Here is a 19,590-nt window from a genome sequence, read left to right as displayed (position 1 = left end):
CCCGGCCCGCCGCATGGGGCCGGTCCGCCGCCTAGGGCCGGCCCGACGCCTGGGCCCGGCCGACGACGGTGACCCGCCCCTCGCGCCGCACGGCGAGGTCGCCCGTACGGAACCAGCCGCCGCTGAACGCCTCGGCGGTGGCGTCCGGGTCACGCCAGTAGCCGCGGAGGAGCGGCTGCCCGCGCAGCCAGAGCTCGCCGGTCGCCCCGTCGGGGAGGGGATCGCCGGAGCCGGAGAGAGCAACAATCCTGAGCTCGGTCACGGGGGTGGCGTCGATGCTGTACGCCATACCCTCGGCGCCCTCTGTGTCCCCGGCACCCTCCGTGTCCGTGCCCGTGCCCATACCCGCTTCCGTCAGGACGAGGGTGCCGCCCGCCGCCATCGCACCGTAGAAGTCGGCGAACGCGGCGAGGCGGGAGAACGGGAGCGTCACCGGAATGACCGGGGCGGCCCCCATCCCCGGGATGCCCCCTCGCTCCAGCGCGGAGGCGGCGGCCCGGTAACGGGCGTCGAGTGCGGCCCCGGCCTGAGCGAGGTGGGTGGCCACCGCCCCCCTGGGCCGGCCGGTGGTACCGGCGGTGTAGAGGATCGTGGCGTCGTCCTCGGGCCGGGGCTCCACGTCGGGGGGCGCGGCCAGCGGGTCGGGCGCGGGGAAGTCCTCGTACCTCTCGATGCTTACGCCGTCCGACAGTTGGCCCTCCCTCTGGAAGACGACCACGCGCGCCCCGGCCCGCCGGGCCCACCCCGCGACCCGGTTCATCCGCTCCCCGTCGACGAGCAGCACGCCGGGCTCGCAGTCGTCGAGGGCGTACGTGAACTCGTCCTCGGTCCACCAGGCGTTGAGCGGTACGGCGATGAGCCCGGCCAACTGGGCGGCCCAGAAGGCGATCTGCCACTCGGGGAGGTTCCGCATCGCGACGACGGCCCGGTCGCCGGGGCGCAGCCCGTACCGCTCGTTCAGCCGGACGGCCAGGGCGGAGGCGGCGGCGAAGAACTCCCCGTACGAATAACGGCGTTCACCGGCGATCAGGAACGGCGTGTCGCCGAAGGCCCAGGTGGTCTCCACGAACTCCCGCAGCGTACGCGGCCCGTCGGCGTACTCCAGCGTCCCCCGCTCGCCCCGGACCACGGCGAAGGGGGCACCGGGGGCCGTGAGCTGGGCGTGGATGCGCTCGGCGCGCTCGGGGTCCGGCTGCCCGCTCGGGGGCGGGTCGGTGTGCGGCACGGCGGCGGCCTCTCTTGCGCTGGCTGGGTGGGAGTGACGTTAACCGGTGACCGGCTGCCACGTTCCGGTGGGCAGTGCCGCTGGGCCTGCGGTGGATTGCGTAACCATTGGCGTCAGCGAAGACGAAAACGCGGTGCAATGTGCAGCGGACCCCTGCGAGATGTCTGGACCGGCTCCATCGGAACAGCCGCGAGCGCGGCACGTCGACACTTCAGCGGCCGGCCGGGCACCATGCTCGCCTACGGCACTGACACCGTCCTCCGACCCACCGGAAATACCCAGGTCAGAGGACCTTTCGTGCACACCCGGCGACTGCAGCACCTATGGGGGCGCCCCCAGCGAGTCCTATCCGCTAGGCTGTCAGCGGTCAGCTGGCCTTCGTAGCTCAGGGGATAGAGCACCGCTCTCCTAAAGCGGGTGTCGCAGGTTCGAATCCTGCCGGGGGCACAGAAAAGCAGCAGGTCAGGAGCCCTTCTGCCCGTAAGGGCGGGAGGGCTCCCTGCGTGCGGCACACATTCAGCACACGCCCTCGTGCGGATGAACCGGCCCAGCGTCTGCAGGGGAAACCGGTCGAGCGACGGGCGTTGCTGATGCGGGTCGCCATGAAGCCGGAGTACGAGGGCTACGGGCCGCTGATCCTTGGCGCGGGCACTCCGAAAATCGAGCGCAAGATGCCGCTCCCAAGGATCCCGGCCTTCTGCGTGTCCACAGCGACTACTGGATCGAGGAAGCGCCAACCAGCTGGATCCAAGAACAGCTCACACCGCCCGGCGGAACCACACCGTGATGGAAGAGGCGCGATCTTCTTGGACCGGCCCTTCGGCAGTCCTCCCGTGTTCTGGCGGAAGGCACCAGCACCTGTCAGGATCCGGCTGTGAACGAGACTTCGACCTCTTCGAAAATCAGCAGAGTACTCGACTGGGCAGGGCTCATCCCGTCCTCGATGCTCTTTGCGCTCGGCATCAGGGACTACCGCGAAGGCGCGTCCATAGCCTGGCCGATTGGCGGAGCCGTCCTGGTGCTCGTCAGTCTCTGGGTGGTCTATCGCGGCTTGCCCCACCGGAGAGAGGGGACCCTCGTGCAACCGCAGGAGTAGGGCGCTCCGTGCCGGTCCGCAAGGCACTCCCTCAGCGCTCGTCGCCGTGCACCCTGCCGTTCCGGTCGAACAGCAGCCACTCCAGCCACTCGGCCGTGACCCCGAGCTCCCTCGCCCAGCCGTGCATGGTGCTCACGTACACGGCGTATCCGGTCGGCCAATGGCCGACTCCCGCTGCCTCTCTGCTCGACCAGCCCAGCGCGTTCAGTGAGCGGAAGACCCGAACGTCGAGGATCAGGGCCCGGTCGGCATCGGGTCCCCGGTCGTCCACGGCCGCGAACCACTTGGTGAAGAAGGAACGCCCGACACCGTTGAGGGCGAACCGGGCATAGGCCGACTTCAGGTCCCCGCTCCGTATCGACGCGCGGGTGGTTAGCAGGACGTCCTTCAGGCGGGCGTCCGAGAGGGCAGCGGACGTGTGGCGCGGGCCGCGGCCGTTGGTCGTGCCCGAGCCCCAGATCATGACGGCCACGAACAGGTCGCGGAGCCCGTCGGGGTCGTCCCCGACGCGCGACCGCAGCGCCGTCACGTCGTCCCGGCTGATCCCGCGGTCTCCCCGCCGGCCGGTCGTGCATGCCGTACCCGTTTCGAGAACGTGCCCAGCTCCGAGCGGCTCCAGCCAGGGGCGCCAGGTGTCAGGGCGAAAGCGCACCGGGCCCTGGCTGCGCGGGGCGTGGGCGTCGACGAGCCTTCGTAGCTCTTCCAACGGGTTCCCTTCGAGGCAATGACAAGCAGGCTTCGCAGCCTATGAGTTGGCGATGCTCCCGGCGGCTCGCTTTCGCGAGAACGCGGCGACGTGGCACCGTGCGGCCCCACAACTCCCGTGCCGTACGGGCATATGCGGCAAGAGCATGGGCGTGCGGCAGGTTGCCGACTAGAGTCACTCCATCACTGCTGGTTATGGGGCCAGGGCTGGGTGGACACACGCCGAGCCGCTGGTGGGGAGGGCCTGTAGAGCATGAGCCGTCGCTCCAATGGGTTGGTCGGTGTCTGGGCTGAAGCGCAGCGCCAACAGCAACGTCAACAAGAGGCGCACGCCGGGTACCAGCGGGATCTGGACAGGCAGCAGCGCGCCCATCAGCGAGAGATCGCCTCCAGCTATCGCGAGCAGCGGAGGGCGTACCGGGAGCAGCGCGAGGCGGAGGCGCGTCGGCGTACGGAGGAACTCGGCGCGCAGGTCGAGTCGTTGCAGCGGCTGCTGGCGGAGGGGTGCCGGGCCCCTGCGTTCAGGGTGGGCGCCCTGGCGCGGGCCGAGCAGGTCGCGGCGTTCGCCCCGGGGCAGCTCGCGCAGCCCGTCCGCATGCCGGAACAGCATCAGTACCAGTCGCAGGGAGGCTGGACCGCCGCCCGGCGAGCCCAGGCACAGGCGGAAGCAGGCCTCCTTCGAGCGGGACCGGCAGGCCGCCCAAGCTGCGGAGACGCAGCGCCTGCAGCAGTTGGCCGCCTATCGGCAGCAGTACGAGCAGTGGGCCGAGGGGCAGTTGGGCGAGATCCGCCGGCACAACGCCGCTATCACGGCGATGACGACAGGCTTGCGCAACGGGGATCCCGAGGCCGCCGTGGAGTACTTCTCCGCCGCCCTCTACGCCTCGACCGGGTGGCCGGAGGGGCTGCCCCGTCAGGTATCGGCGGCGTACGACGCCGGGGCGCGGCAGTTGGTGCTGAACTGGGAGCTGCCCCGGTACGACGTCGTCCCCGAGGCGAAGTCGGCGCGCTACATGATCAACGCCGATCAGGTGAAGGACTCGCCCCGCCCCGTCACGCAGCGCCGCACCCTGTACCGGGACGTCCTCGCGCAGTGTCTCCTGCTGGTGTTGCGTGATCTCTTCGCCGCCGATGAGTTCGGGGCGCTGGAATCGGTCGCGCTGAACGGGTTCGTGGACGATCACGACCCGACGACCGGCCGGCGGGCACCCATGTTCCTCGGTACGGTCATGGCCTCGCGCTCGACCTTCGCCGCCCTGCACCTGGAGCAGGTGAACGCCGTGACCTGCCTGGTGGACGGGCTCAGGGGACAGCTGTCGACGCGGCCGGACCAGTACGCGGCCGTACGCCCCGGACGGGTTCCCGAAGACGTCGGGAACGGGGTCGTCACCCACGGAGGCGGCGAAGAGCCGGATCTGTACGAGATGGACCCCATCGCCTTCGAAGGGCTGGTCGCCGACCTGTTCCGGGCCATGGGCATGCAGGCCGTGACCACCCAGCGCTCGAACGACGGCGGGGTGGACGTCGACGCGCTGGACCCGACCCCGATCCGGGGCGGCAAGATCGTCGTTCAGGTCAAGCGTTACCGCAGCACCGTGCCGCCCACAGCCGTCCGCGACCTGTACGGCACGGTCCAGGACGCCGGGGCCAACAAGGGCGTGCTCGTCACGACGTCCCACTTCGGCCCCGGCGCCCACACCTTCGCCAACGGCAAACCCCTGGAGCTGGTCGCGGGCTCCGAGCTGGTCGACCTGCTGCACCGGCACGGGCTGCGCGGGCGGCTGGGCAGCGAGGGCGGCGGCCAGGCTCCGGTGCCCGCCCAGCGGACGGCTCCGGACAGCGTGCGCGAGGCGGATGACGACGACCACAACGTGCTGGGCATGTACTGGTCGGGCAACGTCGCCCTGGACGTCTGCGCCCTCGTCTGCCACGGCAACCGGGTCCTGGACGACGACCACTTCGTCTTCTACAACAACCCCCGGACGCCCGACGGCACGGTCCGCGCGCTCGTTCCCCTGGCGCCGGACAAGGCCGCCATCCAGGTCTCCTTCGACGCTCTGCCCGAGCGCGCGGACCGCCTGGTCGTCATCGCCGCGATCGATCCCGTCGCCAACCCCGCGGCCGACCTCTCCGGGTTCACCGACGCCGGTATCCGGCTGCTCGACGCCGAAGGGACACCGCTCGACCGGCTGGACGTCTCCGACGGCCGGGACGACGAGACCGCCCTCGTACTGGGGTCCTTCCGTCGCCGCGCCAACGGCGACTGGGAGTTCGTCACCGGCGGCCGGGGATACCGGGGCGGCCTGGAGGAGCTGGTCCAGGACTACGGCATCGAGGTGGAATAGGCTCCGCCGCCCCTACTTCACTTCACGCAGACCTCGTCCTTCCCGGGCAGCCTGCCCGTCGCCAGGTACCGGTTGACCTTGGTGTCCACGCACGCGTTCCCGTACTCCCCGTACACCGCATGGCGGTTGGCGCCCTTGAGGGTGAGGAGCCTGGAGCTGGGCAGCTGGTCGTGCAGGGTGACGCTGCTCCGGTAGGTGGTGCGCGGGTCGCCGGTGGCGGCGACGATCAGGGCCGGGGCGTCGTGGCGTACGCGCGTGGGGTTCTCGCGCGGGGCGTTCCAGAACGCGCACGGGCCGATGTTCTCGGTGAGGGGGCCGAACACGGGGTGGGCGGCGCGGATGCGTTCGATGTCGCGCCAGTAGAGCTCGGGGTCGCGCTGGGCCGGCACGTCTCCGCAGATGATCGCCATCTGGGCGCTACCGGAGGGTGAGTCCGCGCCGCTCAGCGCGAAGCGGAGCATCTCCTTGAACTCCGGTGACAGGGGCGCGGGTCGGCCCTTCGCGGCCTCGGCCAGTACGGAGACCTGCTCGGCCAGGGACGCCCGTGCCCGGTCGGTGTCGTCGGCTATGCCCATGAAGAGGAACATCGGTATGTGGGTGTCGTCGACCCGGAAGACCTCCGGTGCGGTGCCGATGGTCAGGGGCGCGCGCGCCGCCCTCGCCATCACGCGGTCGATGGTGGCGAGCACGGCCGCGCGGGTCCGGCCGAGGCCGTAGGCCGCGTGGTGGTCGGCCGCCCAGGCGGCCCAGGCGGCCAGCGCCCGGTCGTTCTCCCCTACCGTGCCCTTCAGCAGCCGGGGGCCGTAGTCGCCCGGGGCCACCGCCCCGTCCAGGACCATGCGGTCGTACCGTCCGGGGAACATCTGCGTGTAGACAGTGCCCAGGTAAGTGCCGTACGAGTAGCCCAGGTAGGAGATCTTCCGCTCGCCCAGCGCACCCCTGATCACGTCCATGTCGCGGGCGGTGTTGCGCGTGGTGACGTGCGGGAGGACCGAGGCATTGGTGGCGCGGCACTTCTCGGCCAGGCCCTTGCTCAGGGCCACCTGACGGTCGAAGCCCGCCCGGCCCGCGCCGGCCGAGAACCAGGTGAAGCTGACGGGCCAGCCGCAGTCCAGCGGGGTGCTGCGGCCGACGAAGCGCGGGTCGAAGCCGATGATGTCGTAGCGGGAGCCGACCTCCTTCATCGCCTCGCGGGCGTACGGCGGGGACTCCAGCGCCGTACCGCCGGGGCCGCCGTTGTTGAGGAGGATCGCGCCGATGCGGTGACGGGTGTCGGTGGCCTTGAGGCGGGATATCGCGACCGTGATCGTGCGGCCCCGGGGAGCCGCGTAGTCCAGCGGGACCGTGACGTCCGCGCACTGCACGCCCGCCTTGTCCAGGTCGCCGCCCATCGTGTCGTCGGGGGACTCCCTACAACTGCCCCAGGCGAGGCGTTGGTTGTAGTAGCGGTCCAGTGGCCCGCCGGCCTGCGTTCCGGCGGTGTTCGTTGCGGTGGGGTGCGTTGTGGTGGCGTTCGTAGCGGTGGGGTGCGTTCCGGGTGTTTTCGTCGCCACGCCCGTGGGCGGTGCCGCCAGGGCTGGTGACGCCGTGAGGCCCAAGGCGAGTGCGAGGAGTGCGGCTGCGGTGGTGCGGGCCGCCGGGCTGTGGGTGATCTTCTCTGCGTATCTCACCCATCAGACGCTAGAAGTCCGGGCGTTCGCACTCACTACGGCTGGCACCCCAGTTCACGAGGGGGTCAGCTCTCCCCCGTTCATGGGACTACCACCATCCCGGCCCGTCCCCCGAGCAAGGATCCCTTCGATCACCCACCATGCGTTCCGTGCCATCACCGGGTTCGACTCCCGGTAGGCGGCGAGCTCCATCACCGCGATCGACAGGGCCCAGCCGCGCCCCCGCTCCCAGGTCGCCTCGTCGGCCTCGACCGCCGTACGGAACGTCTCCCCGGCCCCGGCGGGCAGGAGGTACCAGGCGGCGATCAGGTCTACGGCGGGGTCCGCCAGGCCCATGCAGGCGAAGTCGATCACCCCCGTGAGTCGGCCGTCCTCGACCAGGACGTTGCCCGGCTGGAGGTCCCCGTGCACCCACACCGGTGCGCCCGTGAAGGCCGGGGCGGTCAGCGCCTCGTCCCAGGCGGCGGTGACCGCCTCCGCGTCGAGGACGCCGTCCAGCTCGGCTATCACCTTGCGCGTCACGGCGTCCCGGTCGGCCAGGGGCTCACTGCGGTACGCGGGCGGGCCGTCCGTGGGGTCGATGCGGCGCAGCGCGAGCACGAACTCCGCCAGGTCCACGGCGAAGAGCTCCGGTGCCCAAGTGCCCGTTCCAGGAACGGGGTTCGTGCCCTCCAGCCACGTGCACACCGACCATGGCCGGGGGAAGTCATCGGCCGGAACGCCCTGAGCCAGCGGTGCCGGGACGGGTACCGGCAGCTGCGGGGCCAGCCGGGGCAGCCAGCGGTGCTCCGTCGCCACGTCCGCCGCGCTGCCCTCCGTACGCGGCAGCCGTACCGCCTTGTCGTCGCCCAGGCGGTAGACCGCGTTCGCCGTCCCGCTCGCGTCGACCGCCCGCACCGGGAGGTCCGCCCAGTGCGGGAACTGGGCGGCGATCAGCGTACGTACAAGGGTCGGGGAAGCGAGGGCAGCCGCGGAAGCGGAGGTGGCGAGATCGGGAGCGGCGGATTCGAAGGGCATCCGGTGAGTGAACCAGGCGGGTCCGCGGCGGCACAATGTCATTCGGGTCCCGTGCCCCGTCTGCCGCCCCATACCCCGGACCTGCGAAAATCGGTGGGCCGTAGCCCTCCCGCAGCGGAGAATCGGCCTCCATGACCGACGTACCCGATGTTCCGCGCTCGCTCGTCCTGCCGCCCCGACTCACGGCATCAGCCCGCAAGTTGCGCGATGCGGCCGTTCGGCGCGGCCTTCACGTCGTCGAGTCGGCCGGATTCTCCGTGCCCGAGCTGTCGCGGACACCGCGAGGCAGGGCCGTACATCTGCACGACGGGGCCGTACATCTGCATGCCGGGCCGACCTTCGCGGATGCCGTTGCGCCCGCACTCGGGATCGCGCCGCTGGAGGCCCCCGCGGACTGGCTCGCTCGGCTCCCGTACGCGTTCACCCGGCGGGAGATACGGGCGCTGCCCATCGGCGAGGCGTACCTGCTGCGGCGGCCCGCCTTCATCAAGTCGCCCAACGACAAGAGCATTTCGGCCCTCGTCTACGCGGACGGGTCGCGGCTTCCCGGGCCGGATGCCGTGAATCCGCAGACCGTGGTGCTGGTGAGCGACGTGATGACGTTCGCGGCCGAGTACCGGCTCCATCTGCTCGACGGGACCGTCCACACCGGCAGTCAGTACGCCGCCGAAGGGCGGCTCCGGCTGGGGCCGCCCGCCCCCGGCGCCCTCGCGTTCGGCCGGGACCTGCTCGCGGCCGCGCGGCAGACCCTGCCGTCCGCGATCGTCGTCGATGTCGGGGTGGACGAGGAAGGGCGGTGGGCGGTCGTCGAGGCCAACGCGGCCTGGGGCAGCGGGTGTTACGAGGCCGATCCGGATCGGGCCCTGGACACCGTGCTGCGCGCCGCCGGGCCCGTCACCGAACTCTCCGCGTACGACCGTGACTTCGTCCGGAGACCGCTCCGGCACGACCGCCCTCAGCCGTGACAAGCGGGTCCCCAGCGGCTCACCGGATCCCCAGGCGCTCCTCAGGGGCTCCCCAGGTGCTCATCAGGGGCTCCTGATGAGCACGTCAGCGGCACTCCACCATCATCTGCGCCGCCGCATGGTGCGCTCCGACCCGGTCCGCCGCGCCCCAGTCCCGGCCCCGGTCGATGAGCAGCACCGCGAACGTGTCGCCCTTGACCGGGTAGTTGCCCACCTCCACCGGGCTCCCCCGGTGCTGTGTCTGGCGTACCGCGAACCCGGTGTACGCCGAGTCCGCGTCGGCCGGATTCGAGAGCACCCGGTACATGGTCGGGTCACCCGCCACATCGCGGGGACGCCCTTCCGGCACGAACACCGTCAGCGCGCACTCGCGGAAGCCCTCGCCGAGGTGCCAGGACCAGGTGGCGGTGGAGCCGCGGTCCTCGGTGGGGCTGCCCGACATCGGGACGGCGCTGAACCGGCCGTCGCAGCCGCCGCCGGTGAAGCCGCCGGAGGTGACCGCGTACCAGCCTGCCTCGCCCCTCTCGAAGCGGCCGTTCTCCCGGTACTCCCCTGCCATGCAGCCCGGGCCGGTCCATGCCGTGAAGCGGCGGCCCTCCCCCGAGGGGGCCGAGGGAGCCGAGGGAGCTGTGGGGTCCGGGAGATCCGGCAACTCCGGACTCGTGGGTTCCTCGGCCGGTGGCGCGCCCGGGGCGTCCTCGCCCGGGGCGATACGGGTGGGGGCTCCGCCCCCGATCCGGTCCGGCAGGGCGCCCGCCCGGCCCGCCGCGTCCGTACGGCTCGGTCCGCCGCCCACGCTCCCGCCGCCCGACAGAAGCAGTGCGGCCACCGTCGCCAGGCCTCCGGCCGCGACCACAACTCCCGTCGCGAGCAGGGCTTTACGTCGTCGGGGCAGGGTGGAGACGCGGCCCGTCAGGGTCTCTTGCGCGACCCAGGAGCCGTCGCCGGCCGCCGTCCGGGAACGGGCCGCTCCGCAGCCGGGGCAGACCATCCCCGGCAGCGCGCCGCGTTGACCGCCGCAGTGTTGGCACCTCATGCCAGGACACCTTGCCAGGGCGGCGGCCCCAGAGGGAGGGCCCACAAACGATGGCCCGTACAGCGATCGGTTTAAAACCCGGTACAGCGGCCCGTACAGCCGTCAGTTTCGCAACGTCCTTGCACAAAAGGACCGTTCGGCTCAGCTGAGCTCCTCCGGGCACGGCGTCCCCGGCTGCAGCTGGTAGGGAGCCGCGAGCCGGTAGACCCCCGGCTTCGGCGCGAGGAGTTCGACCCACTCGTCGCCGTACGGGCCCTCCTCGATCTTGTTCAGGCAGCCGTGGATGTTGTCGTAGGTCTTCGGAGCGGTCTCGTCCTCCTGCGTCCGCAGCTTGGACTCCTCGGTCTCCTGCGGCCGCTCCAGGCTCTTGCCCTGCTCGTCGACGAGCCCGAGCCAGCGCGAGTACGGGACCCGGATCAGCACCCGGCCCGCCGACTCGACCCGGATCGTCATCTCGTTCGCGCCCGCCTTCTCCACCGTCGCGGGCGGATCGGCGAGCGGGGTCGGCTCCAGGACCCGGTAGAGCTTCCAGTTCTCGTCGCCCCATATCTCACGGAGGTAGGAGAGCCCCTTCCCGACGAGTTCCGTCTCCCGCTCGGCCCCGCCGTCCGGCCTGCCGGTGGGCAGCACCACATAGTGGACCGCCCAGCGGTCCAGCCACTGGCGGTAGTTGACCGCGTTCAGGGTGTCGTCGTAGAAGAGCGGGTTGCGCTTCATGTCGGCCTGCCGGTTCCAGCCGCGGGCCAGGTTGTACGTGGCCAGCGCCGAAGCCTCCCGGTGACTGCTCGCGGGGATCACCTCGACCCTGCCCCTCTCCGCCCCCACCTGCTGGAGCTGGTTGACCAGGGGGGCCAGCGAACGGGCCCAGGAGGCGGTGGGGGTGGTGCGGACGATGTCGTCGACGCCCTTGAAGCCGATCCAGAAGTTGAGCCCGGCGAACGCGAGGACCAGCGCGTACCACCGGCGGCTGCGCGGCACCGTGTACGGCAGGGCGGCGAGCAGCACGATCCCTGCGAACAGCATCGCCATGCGGGTCACGTTCGACCCGATCTGCGAGTCGATGAAGTAGGTGAGCACGGTGCCGAAGCCGTAGACGGCGGCCGCGGTGCGGACCGTGCTCCAGTCGCGCGGTACGAGGACGAAGACGAGGACCGAGAAGATGAAGGGCAGCGACACCGTCCCCAGCGACATCGGCTGCGTACCGGAGAACGGGAAGAGCAGGGAGGACAGCGCCACCACGGCTACGGGCGCGAGCCCGATCGCGTACGCGCCGGGGCGCCGCTTGTGGAGGAAGAGCGCGGCGGCGACGACCCCGAGGAAGAGCCCGGCGACCGGGCTGGACGCGGTGGCCAGTGCGGCGAGCGGGGCGGCGACGGCCGCCTTGGCCCACCGCTTGTACCGCCAGCGGTGGGGCCAGCAGAAGACGGCGGCGACGGCTCCGACGGCGAACATCATGCCGAGCCCGAACGTCACCCGTCCCGACAGCGCGTTGCACAGGTAGGCGAAGACCCCGGCGAGCGAGCAGGCCAGCGGATTGCGCACGGCCCGGACCCGGACCAGGATCAGCGCGGTCAGCCCCGCCGAGACCGTACCGACGATCATCATCGTCGAGCGGACGCCGAGCAACGACATCAGATACGGGGAGACCACGCTGTACGAGACGGGGTGCATGCCCCCGTACCAGGCGAGGTTGTACGCGGTGCCCGGGTGCCGGCCCACGAACTCGGCCCAGGCGTCCTGCGCGGCGATGTCACCGCCGCTGTTGGCGAAGAAGAGGAACCACAGGACGTGGGTGACGGCCGCGGCCGCCGTGGCGATGGTGACGGGGTGGCGCAGCAGCCGCCGGGCCAGGGGCGTGGCCGGCTCGGGGGCGGCGGGGCGCGCGGGAGGTTTCGGTGAGGTGGATTCCTGCGCCTCGGACTCCGTCGTTCCGGACCCTGCCGTTCCGGACCCTGCCGTTTCGGATTCCGGTGTTTCGGATTCCGGCGTACGAGGGGAAGGCAGCAGGACGCGCGGGGCGGCGCTGTCGCTCTTCCCGGTGGTGCTGTCCGCCTCGCGGCCGGGTCTCGGCTCCGCGGTGGTCACTACGGCTCTCCCCGTCCTCCGGCGGCCCCGTACGCCTTTCAGGACGCGTCCCGGCGTCCTTCAGTTGTCCGGGGACGCTAACACGTACCTCCGACACATACCCCTGACATGGAGCGGGGTGAGCGATGCCGCTCACCCCGTCCCGCGCCCGTCCTCGTACCGCTGCCTGCTCAGCCGATCCTGGTCAGCTTGTCGCCGAAGGCCGGCTCGGTCAGGTCGTCCTGGAGCACCACCGGTGCCGTGACCTTTCCGGTGCCCGTGCCCACGGTGACCATGCCGACCTCGCTGCCGGCCTTCGCGGCGTGCGCGATGCCCTTGCCGCTGTCGGTGACCTTGAGCTCGACCTCCAGGCCGGCCCAGCCGACCGCCTTGAGGTTCTTCGTCGCTATCACCGGGGTCTGTGCGCCGAATCCGTTGTCCACGTACCCGACCACGTCACCCTTCTTCACCACCGTGGTGGAGGTGGGGGCCTCCTGCGCGCCCTTGATCAGCTTCAGGCTGTTGGTCAGCGACAGCGTCAGGCTGTCGTAGACCCTGCCGGTACCGGCCTGCTGCCCCATGACCGCTCCGTAGATCCACAGCGTCTTGCCGTCGACCACGGTGTTCGCGGACCAGAGCAGGTTGCCGCCCGCCGGGGTGGAGGACCCGGTCTTGATTCCGCTCACGCCCGGCTCCAGGAGCAGCGTGTTGTTGTTGTAGATCTTGCCGTCTATGCCCTTGATCTCGATCTCGGGCATGTCCACGATCTTCCGGAACACATCGTTCCGCATGACCGCCTGCGCCAGCTTCAGCTGGTCGGTCGCGGTGGAGACGGTGGTCTTCTTCAGGCCGCTCGGGTCCGTGTACGTCGAGTCGGTCATCCCGAGGTCCTTGGCCGCGTCGTTCATCTTGTCGATGAACTTGTCCTCGCTCCCCGCGTCCCAGCGGGCGAGCAGCCGCGCCGCGTTGTTCCCCGAGGGGATCATCAGCAGCTGGAGCATCTGGCGCTGGGTGAGCTGCTGGCCCTTGGTCAGGGGTGCCGTCGACTCGTCCGCGTTCTTGGACTCGTCCTCCGCCTTCTGGTCGGCGGTGATCGTCTCGCCCTCCTCGTCGCCCTTGAGGGGGTGCTCCTGGAGGATCACGTAGGCCGTCATGACCTTCGCGACGCTCGCGATGGGCGCCGGCTTCTGCGCTCCCTCGGAACCGAGCGACCCGACGCCGTCCACCATCACGGCGGACTGCCCCTGGCCCGGCCAGGACAGCTTCGTCCCGCCGCCCTCGAAGGTGTACGTCGGCTTCGCCGTGAGCTCCAGGACGGGCTCCGGAAGCGGGCGCATCACCTGCACGATCGCAAAGACGATCAGCAGGAGGAGGACCAGCGGGGTCCAGATCTTGACCCGTCGCACCGCCGTGCGGACCGGGGTCTCGGCCGGCGGCGGGGTGTTCGTCAGCTCGGCGAGCAGGTCGAGCGGGGGCTTGGGCGGCAGCGGCTGCTGCCGGGTCCGCTCGGCGGCCGCCCAGGAGGGGGCGGACGGGGTCGCGGAGGCGGTCTCCGGGGCGGCGGCCGGTGTGCCCGCGGGCGTGGGAGTCCCGGTCTCCGGGGTCTCCGGCGCGCGGGGCGCGGGGGTCGGCCGTGCGTCGTCGGAGCGCAGGGGCACGAAGGTGCTCGTACGCTCGACGGCACTCTCGGGCTTGCCCTGCTCGGGCGACTCCTGCTCGGGCTTCTTCTGCTCGGGCTTCCTCTGCTCGGGCTTCTTCTGTTCCGGCTCGGCCTGCTTCGTCGGCGAGGCGCTCCCGGACGCGCCCCGGGCCTTGTCGCCCGCGGCCTTGAGCTCCTGGAGTTCCTGCGGCGAGAGCTTCAGCGCGGTCGTCGGCTGGTCGACCCGCCCGGCGGGCACGACCGCCTTGAAGACGGCCGTGGGCTGATCGATTCCTCGCAGGTCGGAGCCGGTGTCGGCGTCGGGACCTGAGGTGTCGTCGTCCGGGTCGGAGTCCGAATCGGAGTCGGACGCGGCTTCCGCACCGTCGACTGCGGCTGCAGCTGCGCGCTCCGCCCCGGCCTCGGGCTCCTCGGCGGGCTCGGCCTCCTCAACAGGCTTGGGCGCGGCCTCGGCTTCAGCTTTGGACTCAGTGCCAGGCTCGACATCCGCGTCCTCGTCCACGTCCGCGTCCACGCCAGCGTCCGCATCCGCGTCAGCGGCCGCCTTGCCCTCCGGCTGCCCCTCGCCCTTGTCGTCGCCCTCGGCCGCCGCATCGACCCACGCCGCCACCGCGGCGCGCAGCCGTACGTCCCCGGGCTCCGGCTCACTCTCCGCCGCGTCGGCAGCGGCAGCCGTGTCCTCCACGTCACCCTCAGAAGGCTCTGCGGCCGCATCAGGGCCCTCGGAACCCTCGGAGTCCCCTACGGGCTTCTGGGGCGTTACAACGCCCTCAGCGGCCTCCGCAGGCTCCTCCTCGGCAGACTCGGCGGGCTCGGCAGACTCGGCGGGCTCGGCGGCCCGGTCGGAGTCGGCGGGCTCGGCAGACGCCTCCGGCGCACGCACGGCCTCGTCCTCCGGAAGGCGCGGCCGGAAGACGGCAGTGGCCGTGTCCGTCGTCGCCGCGTCCACAGCCTCATCCGCATCGGCACCCGCGCCCGCAGTCGCAGTCGCAGTCGCGTCCACGTCAGCCTCCGCACCGGGTTCGCGGAACACCGCAAAGCGCGGGTCGCGTTCCTCCGCAGCCGTCCCCGACGACTTCCGCTGCTCCGTTTTGTCGGGGGACTCGCCCGCCACCGATGCCTCCTCATGCGCTGCGGGGCAACCCCGCGCTGTCCGAACCATCTACCAGTGTCCTGTGTGAACCCCTGGCCGAGCTGCTAGACGAGAACGACATACCTACTGGTTCCCATACAAAGCAGTCAGGCGCTCTCGACAGATGAATGTGAGAGGGGTCACCCTGTCAGACATCCACGCGGGGAGGCATGGATGGGCAGGAGCCGCAGAACAATCCCGGAGGAGCTTCTGTTGCTCGCTCTGGACCCGACCACGGGTACCACAGCGCAGCCGCAGTCGCTCGACCTCGGCCTGGCCGGGGCACAGCTAGTGGAGCTGGCTCTGGCAGGACGGATAGCCCCTGACGGGGATCGTATCGCCGTGGTGATGCCACGGCCGACAGGAGATCCGACACTGGACTCCGCACTGGAGCTGCTGCGCCGTCGTGGCAGCCCGGTCCGGGCGGTCCACTGGATCGGCGGACCCCGGCTGGGGCTGCGCCAGATCTATCTCGCTCATCTGGAGCGGTGCGGCATGGTTCATGCCGTGGCGGGCCAGATGTGCGGAGTGCTGCCGACGACTCGCTACCAAGCGACGGAGACGGCCATCAGCCGGGACATCAGGGCCCGGCTGGACAGTGCGATCCGCACCGGCGTACCGCCGGACCCGCGGACCGCGGCGCTCGCCGCACTGGCCCACGCGGTCGGACTCGGCAAGCACCTGTACCCCGGGAACGAGGGGCGTTCATCGCGCTCCCGGCTCCGGGACCTGATCAGGCACGACCCCATGGGCGGCCTCGTGGCGCATGCCGTGATGGACGTCCAGAACGGAGTGGCCGTCCAGCCACGCCGTACGCAGCAGGCAGCGGGCGTTCCGTTGCAGCCGCAAGCACAGGCACGCCGCGACAGCATGGCGCACACCGCCGCGAGCTGACCCGGCAGGCCCGAGCAGGACCCGCGCAGAGCACCGCGCGGACAATCGCACACCGCCGTACCGTCGTCATCGGACCCGGTTCGGGAGCCGCACCACGCGCGGGGCAGCCGGTTTCGACCGGCTGCCCCGCGCGCTTGCGCGCCGTATCGCACGCCCTCTCGCGCGCCGGTACGTGCTCCGGTGCGCGGTCGGGGGCTTATACCGCACGCACCTGCGTGTGGCCGTTTCCCAGCGCGGCCGGGGCAAGGGGTGGCAATCTGCTGAGCAGTAGATACGCACAGCTACATAGCCGGAGGTGCACTTTCCGTGCCGTCCAACGTCAATCCCACAGTCAGGCGACGCAGGTTGGGCCAGGAACTGCGCCGCCTGCGCGAACTCAAAGGCATGACGGCCGAGGAGGTGGCGGAGCGCCTGCTGGTCTCGCAGTCGAAGATCAGCCGCCTGGAGAACGGCCGCCGCTCCATCAGCCAGCGCGACGTGCGGGACCTCTGCGGGGTGTACGAGGTCGAGGACGTCCGCATCGTCGACTCGCTCATGCAGATGGCCAAGGACTCGCGCCAGCAGGGCTGGTGGCACGCCTTCGGCGACATCCCGTACAGCGTCTACATCGGTCTGGAGACGGACGCGGAGTCCCTGCGGGTGTACGAGCCCCAGATGGTTCCGGGCCTGCTCCAGACCCGGGCGTACGCCGAGGCGCTGATCAGCGGCGCGCTGCCCGAGGCCCCGCCGTCGGACATCGAGAAGCGCGTCAACGTACGGTCCCGGCGCCAGGACCGGGTCAACGCGCCGGAGAACCCGCTGCGGCTGTGGGCCGTGATCGACGAGTCGGCGCTGCGCCGGCGGGTCGGTGACAACCAGGTGATGATCGACCAGTTGGAACACCTCGTCGAGCAGTCGCATCTGCCGCATGTGACCGTGCAGGTGCTGCCGTTCGAGATGGGAGCGCACCCCGGGATCAACGGGCAGTACGCGATCCTGGAGTTCCCGGACGCCGCGGACTCCAGCGTCGTCTACATCGAGGGCGTCACGAGCGATCTCTACCTGGAGAAGGCGCACGACGTGCAGCGCTACAGCGTGATGTACGAGCACCTGAGGGCGCAGGCTCTGAACGTGGAGCAGACGCGGGAGTTCATCAGCAAGATCGCCAAGTCGTACACCAGCTGAATGCCGTGCACCGGCTGAATCAGGACACCGCACCGTCCGGCGGGTGGACACCGACGGATGGAGGCGGGTACTGAGGGGCGCCGAAGAGCACCCAGCGAGTCGGCGGCGGCACAATACACCGCCGCCGACTCACAGCGTAAGAGTTCCCAACGAAATGACACCCGGTCGAGTGAACGGCCATCTCATGGACGGGGCTTGGCGAGTAGCGTCGATCACGCCAACCGGAATCTGGTTGGTGCGACTCACCCAACTCTCTGAACCGGAGTGAACATGGCTATTCTTCAGGGTGCTACGGAAATGTGGACGAAGTCGTCGTACTCCGGGGGCAACGGCGCGTGCGTCGAGGTCAAGTCCCCGGTCGCTCTCTCCATCGCCGTGCGTGACTCGAAGGCCCCCGAGGGCCCCTCGCTCACCTTCGTCCCCGGTGCGTGGAACGCGTTCGTGCGCGACGTCGCCACGGGCCCGGTCGACGCCTGACCGAAAACCGTCTGCCCGCACCGCAGGCCGCACCACAGCACCACCTGATGGAGCCCTCTCGACCGGTTTCGCCGTCCTGGCCGAGGGGGCTCGGCATGGCCACCGCACCCGGCAGCCGTCACCTCAGCCGGCGGCCGTCACCTCAGCCGGTCGACGTACCGATCGGTCCCCGGCACGGTCGGGATGAACGGGGCGACCAGCTCGACCCGCCCCAGCCCCGTCTCCGCGACCGCCGCGTCAAGCCCGGCGAAGTGCTTCGTCCAGCAGGTACGGGGGTCCTCCTGGAGGAACCACAGCAGCGTCAGCCGGGTATCCACCCCCTCGACCTGCTTCACGTACGTCATCCGGTCGCCGGGCAGGGGCGTCGGCCGGAAGACGGTCACCATGGCGGCGGGCGATCCGCTCAGCCGCTTCGGCAGGTGCCGGGAGCGCAGCCACTCCAGCAGCTCCGCCCGCTGCCCGGGCCCCTCGGCGTCGACGACCTGGAGGACGAGGCCGGCGTACGGGTGGTCGAGCGCGTGGAAGTCCCGCGGCCCGGCGGCCCCGTCGCGGTAGACGGTCGCTTCGTGGTCCTGGAAGGCCGTGAAGACATGGGTCCGGTCCTGGTAGACCCGGCCGTCCCGGTTGAGCCGCTTGTTGATGGCGACGGTCCACTTCATGTGCTCGTCGTAGCGCCCCTCGGTGACCCAGTACGTCGACAGGTAGCACCCCGCGCCGACGGGCTGGGCGACCGCCGACTTCTCCGGGTAGCGCAGCTCCTGGAGGTCCTTGGTGGCCACCCAGCGCCGCCCGGCGAACATCCACGGCATGGCCGTCGCGCCGGCGTAGTAGTGGTCGTCCTCGTACCAGCGGTTGTACGCGTGCTCATGGCCCGGATGCGGCTCGACCATGGTGATCAAGGCATGCCCGGGGCGCACCCCGTACGGCCCTGTCGCCGCCAGCTCGGCATAGCTCGCACTCCGCGTCCCGTGATCGTCGTCCACCATGTCTCCTCTCCCCTTTCCCTTCCGTTCCCTTCCATCGAGCCCCGCGGCCACCTACTCTGACGCTCCGTCAGACGAACTTCCAGGGCCGGGAGGCGCCGATGTTGCTCGCGGGGAAGACCGTCATCGTGTCGGGCGTCGGCGCGGGGCTGGGGCACCGGGTCGCGGAGACCGTCGTACGGGACGGAGGGCGCGCGGTGCTCGGCGCGCGCACGGCGGCGAACCTGGCGAAGAGTGCGGCGGAGATCGACCCCGAGGGCAGCCGCACCGCCCATCTGCCGACCGACATCACCGACGAGGCGCAGTGCGAGGCGCTGGCCGCGCTGGCGGTCGAGCGGTTCGGCGGGGTCGACGCGGTGGTGCATGTGGCCGCCTGGGACAGCTACTTCGGCGGACTGGAGGACGCGGACTTCACCACCTGGCAGTCGGTCATCGATGTGAACCTCCTGGGGACCCTGCGGATGACCCGGGCCTGCCTGCCCGCCCTCAAGGAGCGCGGCGGCTCGGTGGTGGTGATCGGCACGCAGTCCGCGGTGGCCGCGCCCTCCCAGGTGTGGCAGGCGGCGTACGCGGCGTCGAAGGGGGCGCTGACCTCCGCGATGTACTCCCTGGCACGGGAGTTGGGGCCGCACCGGATCCGGGTCAACACCGTGCTGCCGGGCTGGATGTGGGGGCCGCCGGTGCAGGCGTACGTCCAGTTCACCGCGGGCTCCGAGGGCGTACCGGAGTCCGAGGTGCTGGCCCGGCTCACCGAGCGGATGGCGCTGCCGGAGCTGGCCACGGACGGGGATGTGGCGGAGGCCGTCGCGTTCCTGGCCTCCGACCGGGCGCGAGCGATCACCGGCCAGTCGCTGCTGGTCAACGCCGGTGAGCTGATGCGCTGACGTGCTGACGCGCTGACGTACTGACGCACCCCCTCCTCTCGACTCTCGGCCGCACGGGACCCGCATCCCGTGCGGCCTTCGCACGTGTGGCCTGACGAAGTGCCCGCCCATCGTGTGGCCGCCGTCATGTGCGCGACAACGCCCCACAAGGTCAAGAACAAGCAAAATCGTTCGCCTTGGTGATTGGTGTTCATATATATGACCTCACGGCCTTCTTGACCGCGAGGCCGAACAGAGGGTTCAATCCCCGCAGTCCCCGCTCCCGCACGACTC

Annotated in this window: 12 protein-coding genes, 1 tRNA gene and 2 pseudogenes; 7 read left to right on the top strand and 8 right to left on the bottom strand. The window is 70.8% G+C overall.

Annotation, left to right across the window (positions count from 1 at the left end):
- Positions 1-55: 55 nt before the first annotated feature.
- Positions 56-1,225 (bottom strand): annotated as a pseudogene (locus IE264_RS27475) (AMP-binding protein); the annotation flags it as partial.
- A gap of 374 nt (positions 1,226-1,599) precedes the next feature.
- Here IE264_RS27475 and IE264_RS27470 point away from each other — a divergent pair.
- A tRNA-Arg gene (locus IE264_RS27470) sits at positions 1,600-1,672 on the top strand.
- 680 nt (positions 1,673-2,352) lie between these two features.
- Here IE264_RS27470 and IE264_RS27465 read toward each other — a convergent pair.
- Positions 2,353-3,027 carry an 8-oxoguanine DNA glycosylase OGG fold protein gene (locus IE264_RS27465; RefSeq protein WP_032758120.1) on the bottom strand — a complete coding sequence of 225 codons (675 nt, stop codon included), beginning with the start codon at positions 3,025-3,027 and terminating at the stop codon, positions 2,353-2,355.
- Between the two features lie 252 nt (positions 3,028-3,279).
- Here IE264_RS27465 and IE264_RS27460 point away from each other — a divergent pair.
- Positions 3,280-5,371, top strand: a pseudogene (locus IE264_RS27460) (restriction endonuclease).
- A gap of 17 nt (positions 5,372-5,388) precedes the next feature.
- On the opposite strand, the gene IE264_RS27455 reads toward IE264_RS27460, so the two are convergent.
- Positions 5,389-7,041, bottom strand: coding sequence for an alpha/beta hydrolase (locus tag IE264_RS27455; protein WP_051821880.1), 1,653 nt, complete (start codon positions 7,039-7,041; stop codon positions 5,389-5,391).
- A gap of 54 nt (positions 7,042-7,095) precedes the next feature.
- Entirely contained in the window at positions 7,096-8,058 is a 963-nt protein-coding gene (locus IE264_RS27450; RefSeq protein ID WP_051821881.1) for an aminoglycoside phosphotransferase family protein, read from the bottom strand.
- 131 nt (positions 8,059-8,189) lie between these two features.
- Between IE264_RS27450 and IE264_RS27445 the strand changes: the two genes are divergently transcribed.
- Positions 8,190-9,023, top strand: a complete 834-nt coding sequence (locus tag IE264_RS27445) for an ATP-grasp domain-containing protein (RefSeq protein ID WP_032758122.1) — start codon at positions 8,190-8,192, stop codon at positions 9,021-9,023.
- A gap of 85 nt (positions 9,024-9,108) precedes the next feature.
- Here IE264_RS27445 and IE264_RS27440 read toward each other — a convergent pair whose 3' ends face one another.
- The 3 genes from IE264_RS27440 to IE264_RS27430 all read right to left on the bottom strand — a co-directional run bounded on the left by IE264_RS27440 (position 9,109) and on the right by IE264_RS27430 (position 14,897).
- Positions 9,109-10,059, bottom strand: a complete 951-nt coding sequence (locus tag IE264_RS27440) for a hypothetical protein (protein ID WP_032758123.1) — start codon at positions 10,057-10,059, stop codon at positions 9,109-9,111.
- A 141-nt stretch (positions 10,060-10,200) separates the two neighbouring features.
- Positions 10,201-12,144 (bottom strand): DUF8823 domain-containing protein, encoded by a 1,944-nt coding sequence (locus IE264_RS27435; protein ID WP_032758124.1) that lies wholly within the window; start codon positions 12,142-12,144, stop codon positions 10,201-10,203.
- A gap of 170 nt (positions 12,145-12,314) precedes the next feature.
- Positions 12,315-14,897 carry a D-alanyl-D-alanine carboxypeptidase family protein gene (locus tag IE264_RS27430; protein ID WP_032758126.1) on the bottom strand — a complete coding sequence of 861 codons (2,583 nt, stop codon included), beginning with the start codon at positions 14,895-14,897 and terminating at the stop codon, positions 12,315-12,317.
- 192 nt (positions 14,898-15,089) lie between these two features.
- Here IE264_RS27430 and IE264_RS27425 point away from each other — a divergent pair, with 192 nt between their 5' ends.
- The 3 genes from IE264_RS27425 (at position 15,090) to IE264_RS27415 (ending at position 17,450) form a co-directional block, all read left to right on the top strand.
- A complete protein-coding gene (locus tag IE264_RS27425; RefSeq protein WP_015609174.1) occupies positions 15,090-15,809 on the top strand; it encodes a GOLPH3/VPS74 family protein in 720 nt (239 codons plus the stop codon).
- Between the two features lie 306 nt (positions 15,810-16,115).
- Complete coding sequence (locus tag IE264_RS27420; RefSeq protein WP_015609175.1) at positions 16,116-16,973, top strand: helix-turn-helix domain-containing protein; 858 nt, start codon at positions 16,116-16,118, stop codon at positions 16,971-16,973.
- A gap of 270 nt (positions 16,974-17,243) precedes the next feature.
- Complete coding sequence (locus IE264_RS27415) at positions 17,244-17,450, top strand: DUF397 domain-containing protein (RefSeq protein WP_015609176.1); 207 nt, start codon at positions 17,244-17,246, stop codon at positions 17,448-17,450.
- A 137-nt stretch (positions 17,451-17,587) separates the two neighbouring features.
- On the opposite strand, the gene IE264_RS27410 is transcribed toward IE264_RS27415, so the two are convergent.
- Entirely contained in the window at positions 17,588-18,436 is an 849-nt protein-coding gene (locus tag IE264_RS27410; RefSeq protein WP_032758128.1) for a hypothetical protein, read from the bottom strand.
- Positions 18,437-18,534: 98 nt separating this feature from the next.
- Between IE264_RS27410 and IE264_RS27405 the strand changes: the two genes are divergently transcribed.
- Positions 18,535-19,317, top strand: a complete 783-nt coding sequence (locus IE264_RS27405) for an SDR family oxidoreductase (protein WP_032758130.1) — start codon at positions 18,535-18,537, stop codon at positions 19,315-19,317.
- Positions 19,318-19,590: the final 273 nt, after the last annotated feature.

This window comes from Streptomyces microflavus, assembly GCF_014650075.1.
Classification (GTDB): Bacteria; Actinomycetota; Actinomycetes; order Streptomycetales; family Streptomycetaceae; genus Streptomyces; species Streptomyces microflavus.
The sequence above is the reverse complement of the archived record's forward strand: the minus strand, read 5'-3'. Positions and strand labels throughout refer to the sequence as shown.

Bases quoted from the DNA above. Each gene is read 5' to 3' on its own strand.
- IE264_RS27445 (WP_032758122.1), top strand. From the start codon at position 8,190: ATGACCGACGTACCCGATGTTCCGCGCTCGCTCGTCCTGCCGCCCCGA.
- IE264_RS27410 (WP_032758128.1), bottom strand. From the start codon at position 18,436: ATGGTGGACGACGATCACGGGACGCGGAGTGCGAGCTATGCCGAGCTG.
- IE264_RS27425 (WP_015609174.1), top strand. From the start codon at position 15,090: ATGGGCAGGAGCCGCAGAACAATCCCGGAGGAGCTTCTGTTGCTCGCT.
- IE264_RS27450 (WP_051821881.1), bottom strand. From the start codon at position 8,058: ATGCCCTTCGAATCCGCCGCTCCCGATCTCGCCACCTCCGCTTCCGCG.
- IE264_RS27415 (WP_015609176.1), top strand. From the start codon at position 17,244: ATGGCTATTCTTCAGGGTGCTACGGAAATGTGGACGAAGTCGTCGTAC.
- IE264_RS27440 (WP_032758123.1), bottom strand. From the start codon at position 10,059: ATGAGGTGCCAACACTGCGGCGGTCAACGCGGCGCGCTGCCGGGGATG.
- IE264_RS27405 (WP_032758130.1), top strand. From the start codon at position 18,535: ATGTTGCTCGCGGGGAAGACCGTCATCGTGTCGGGCGTCGGCGCGGGG.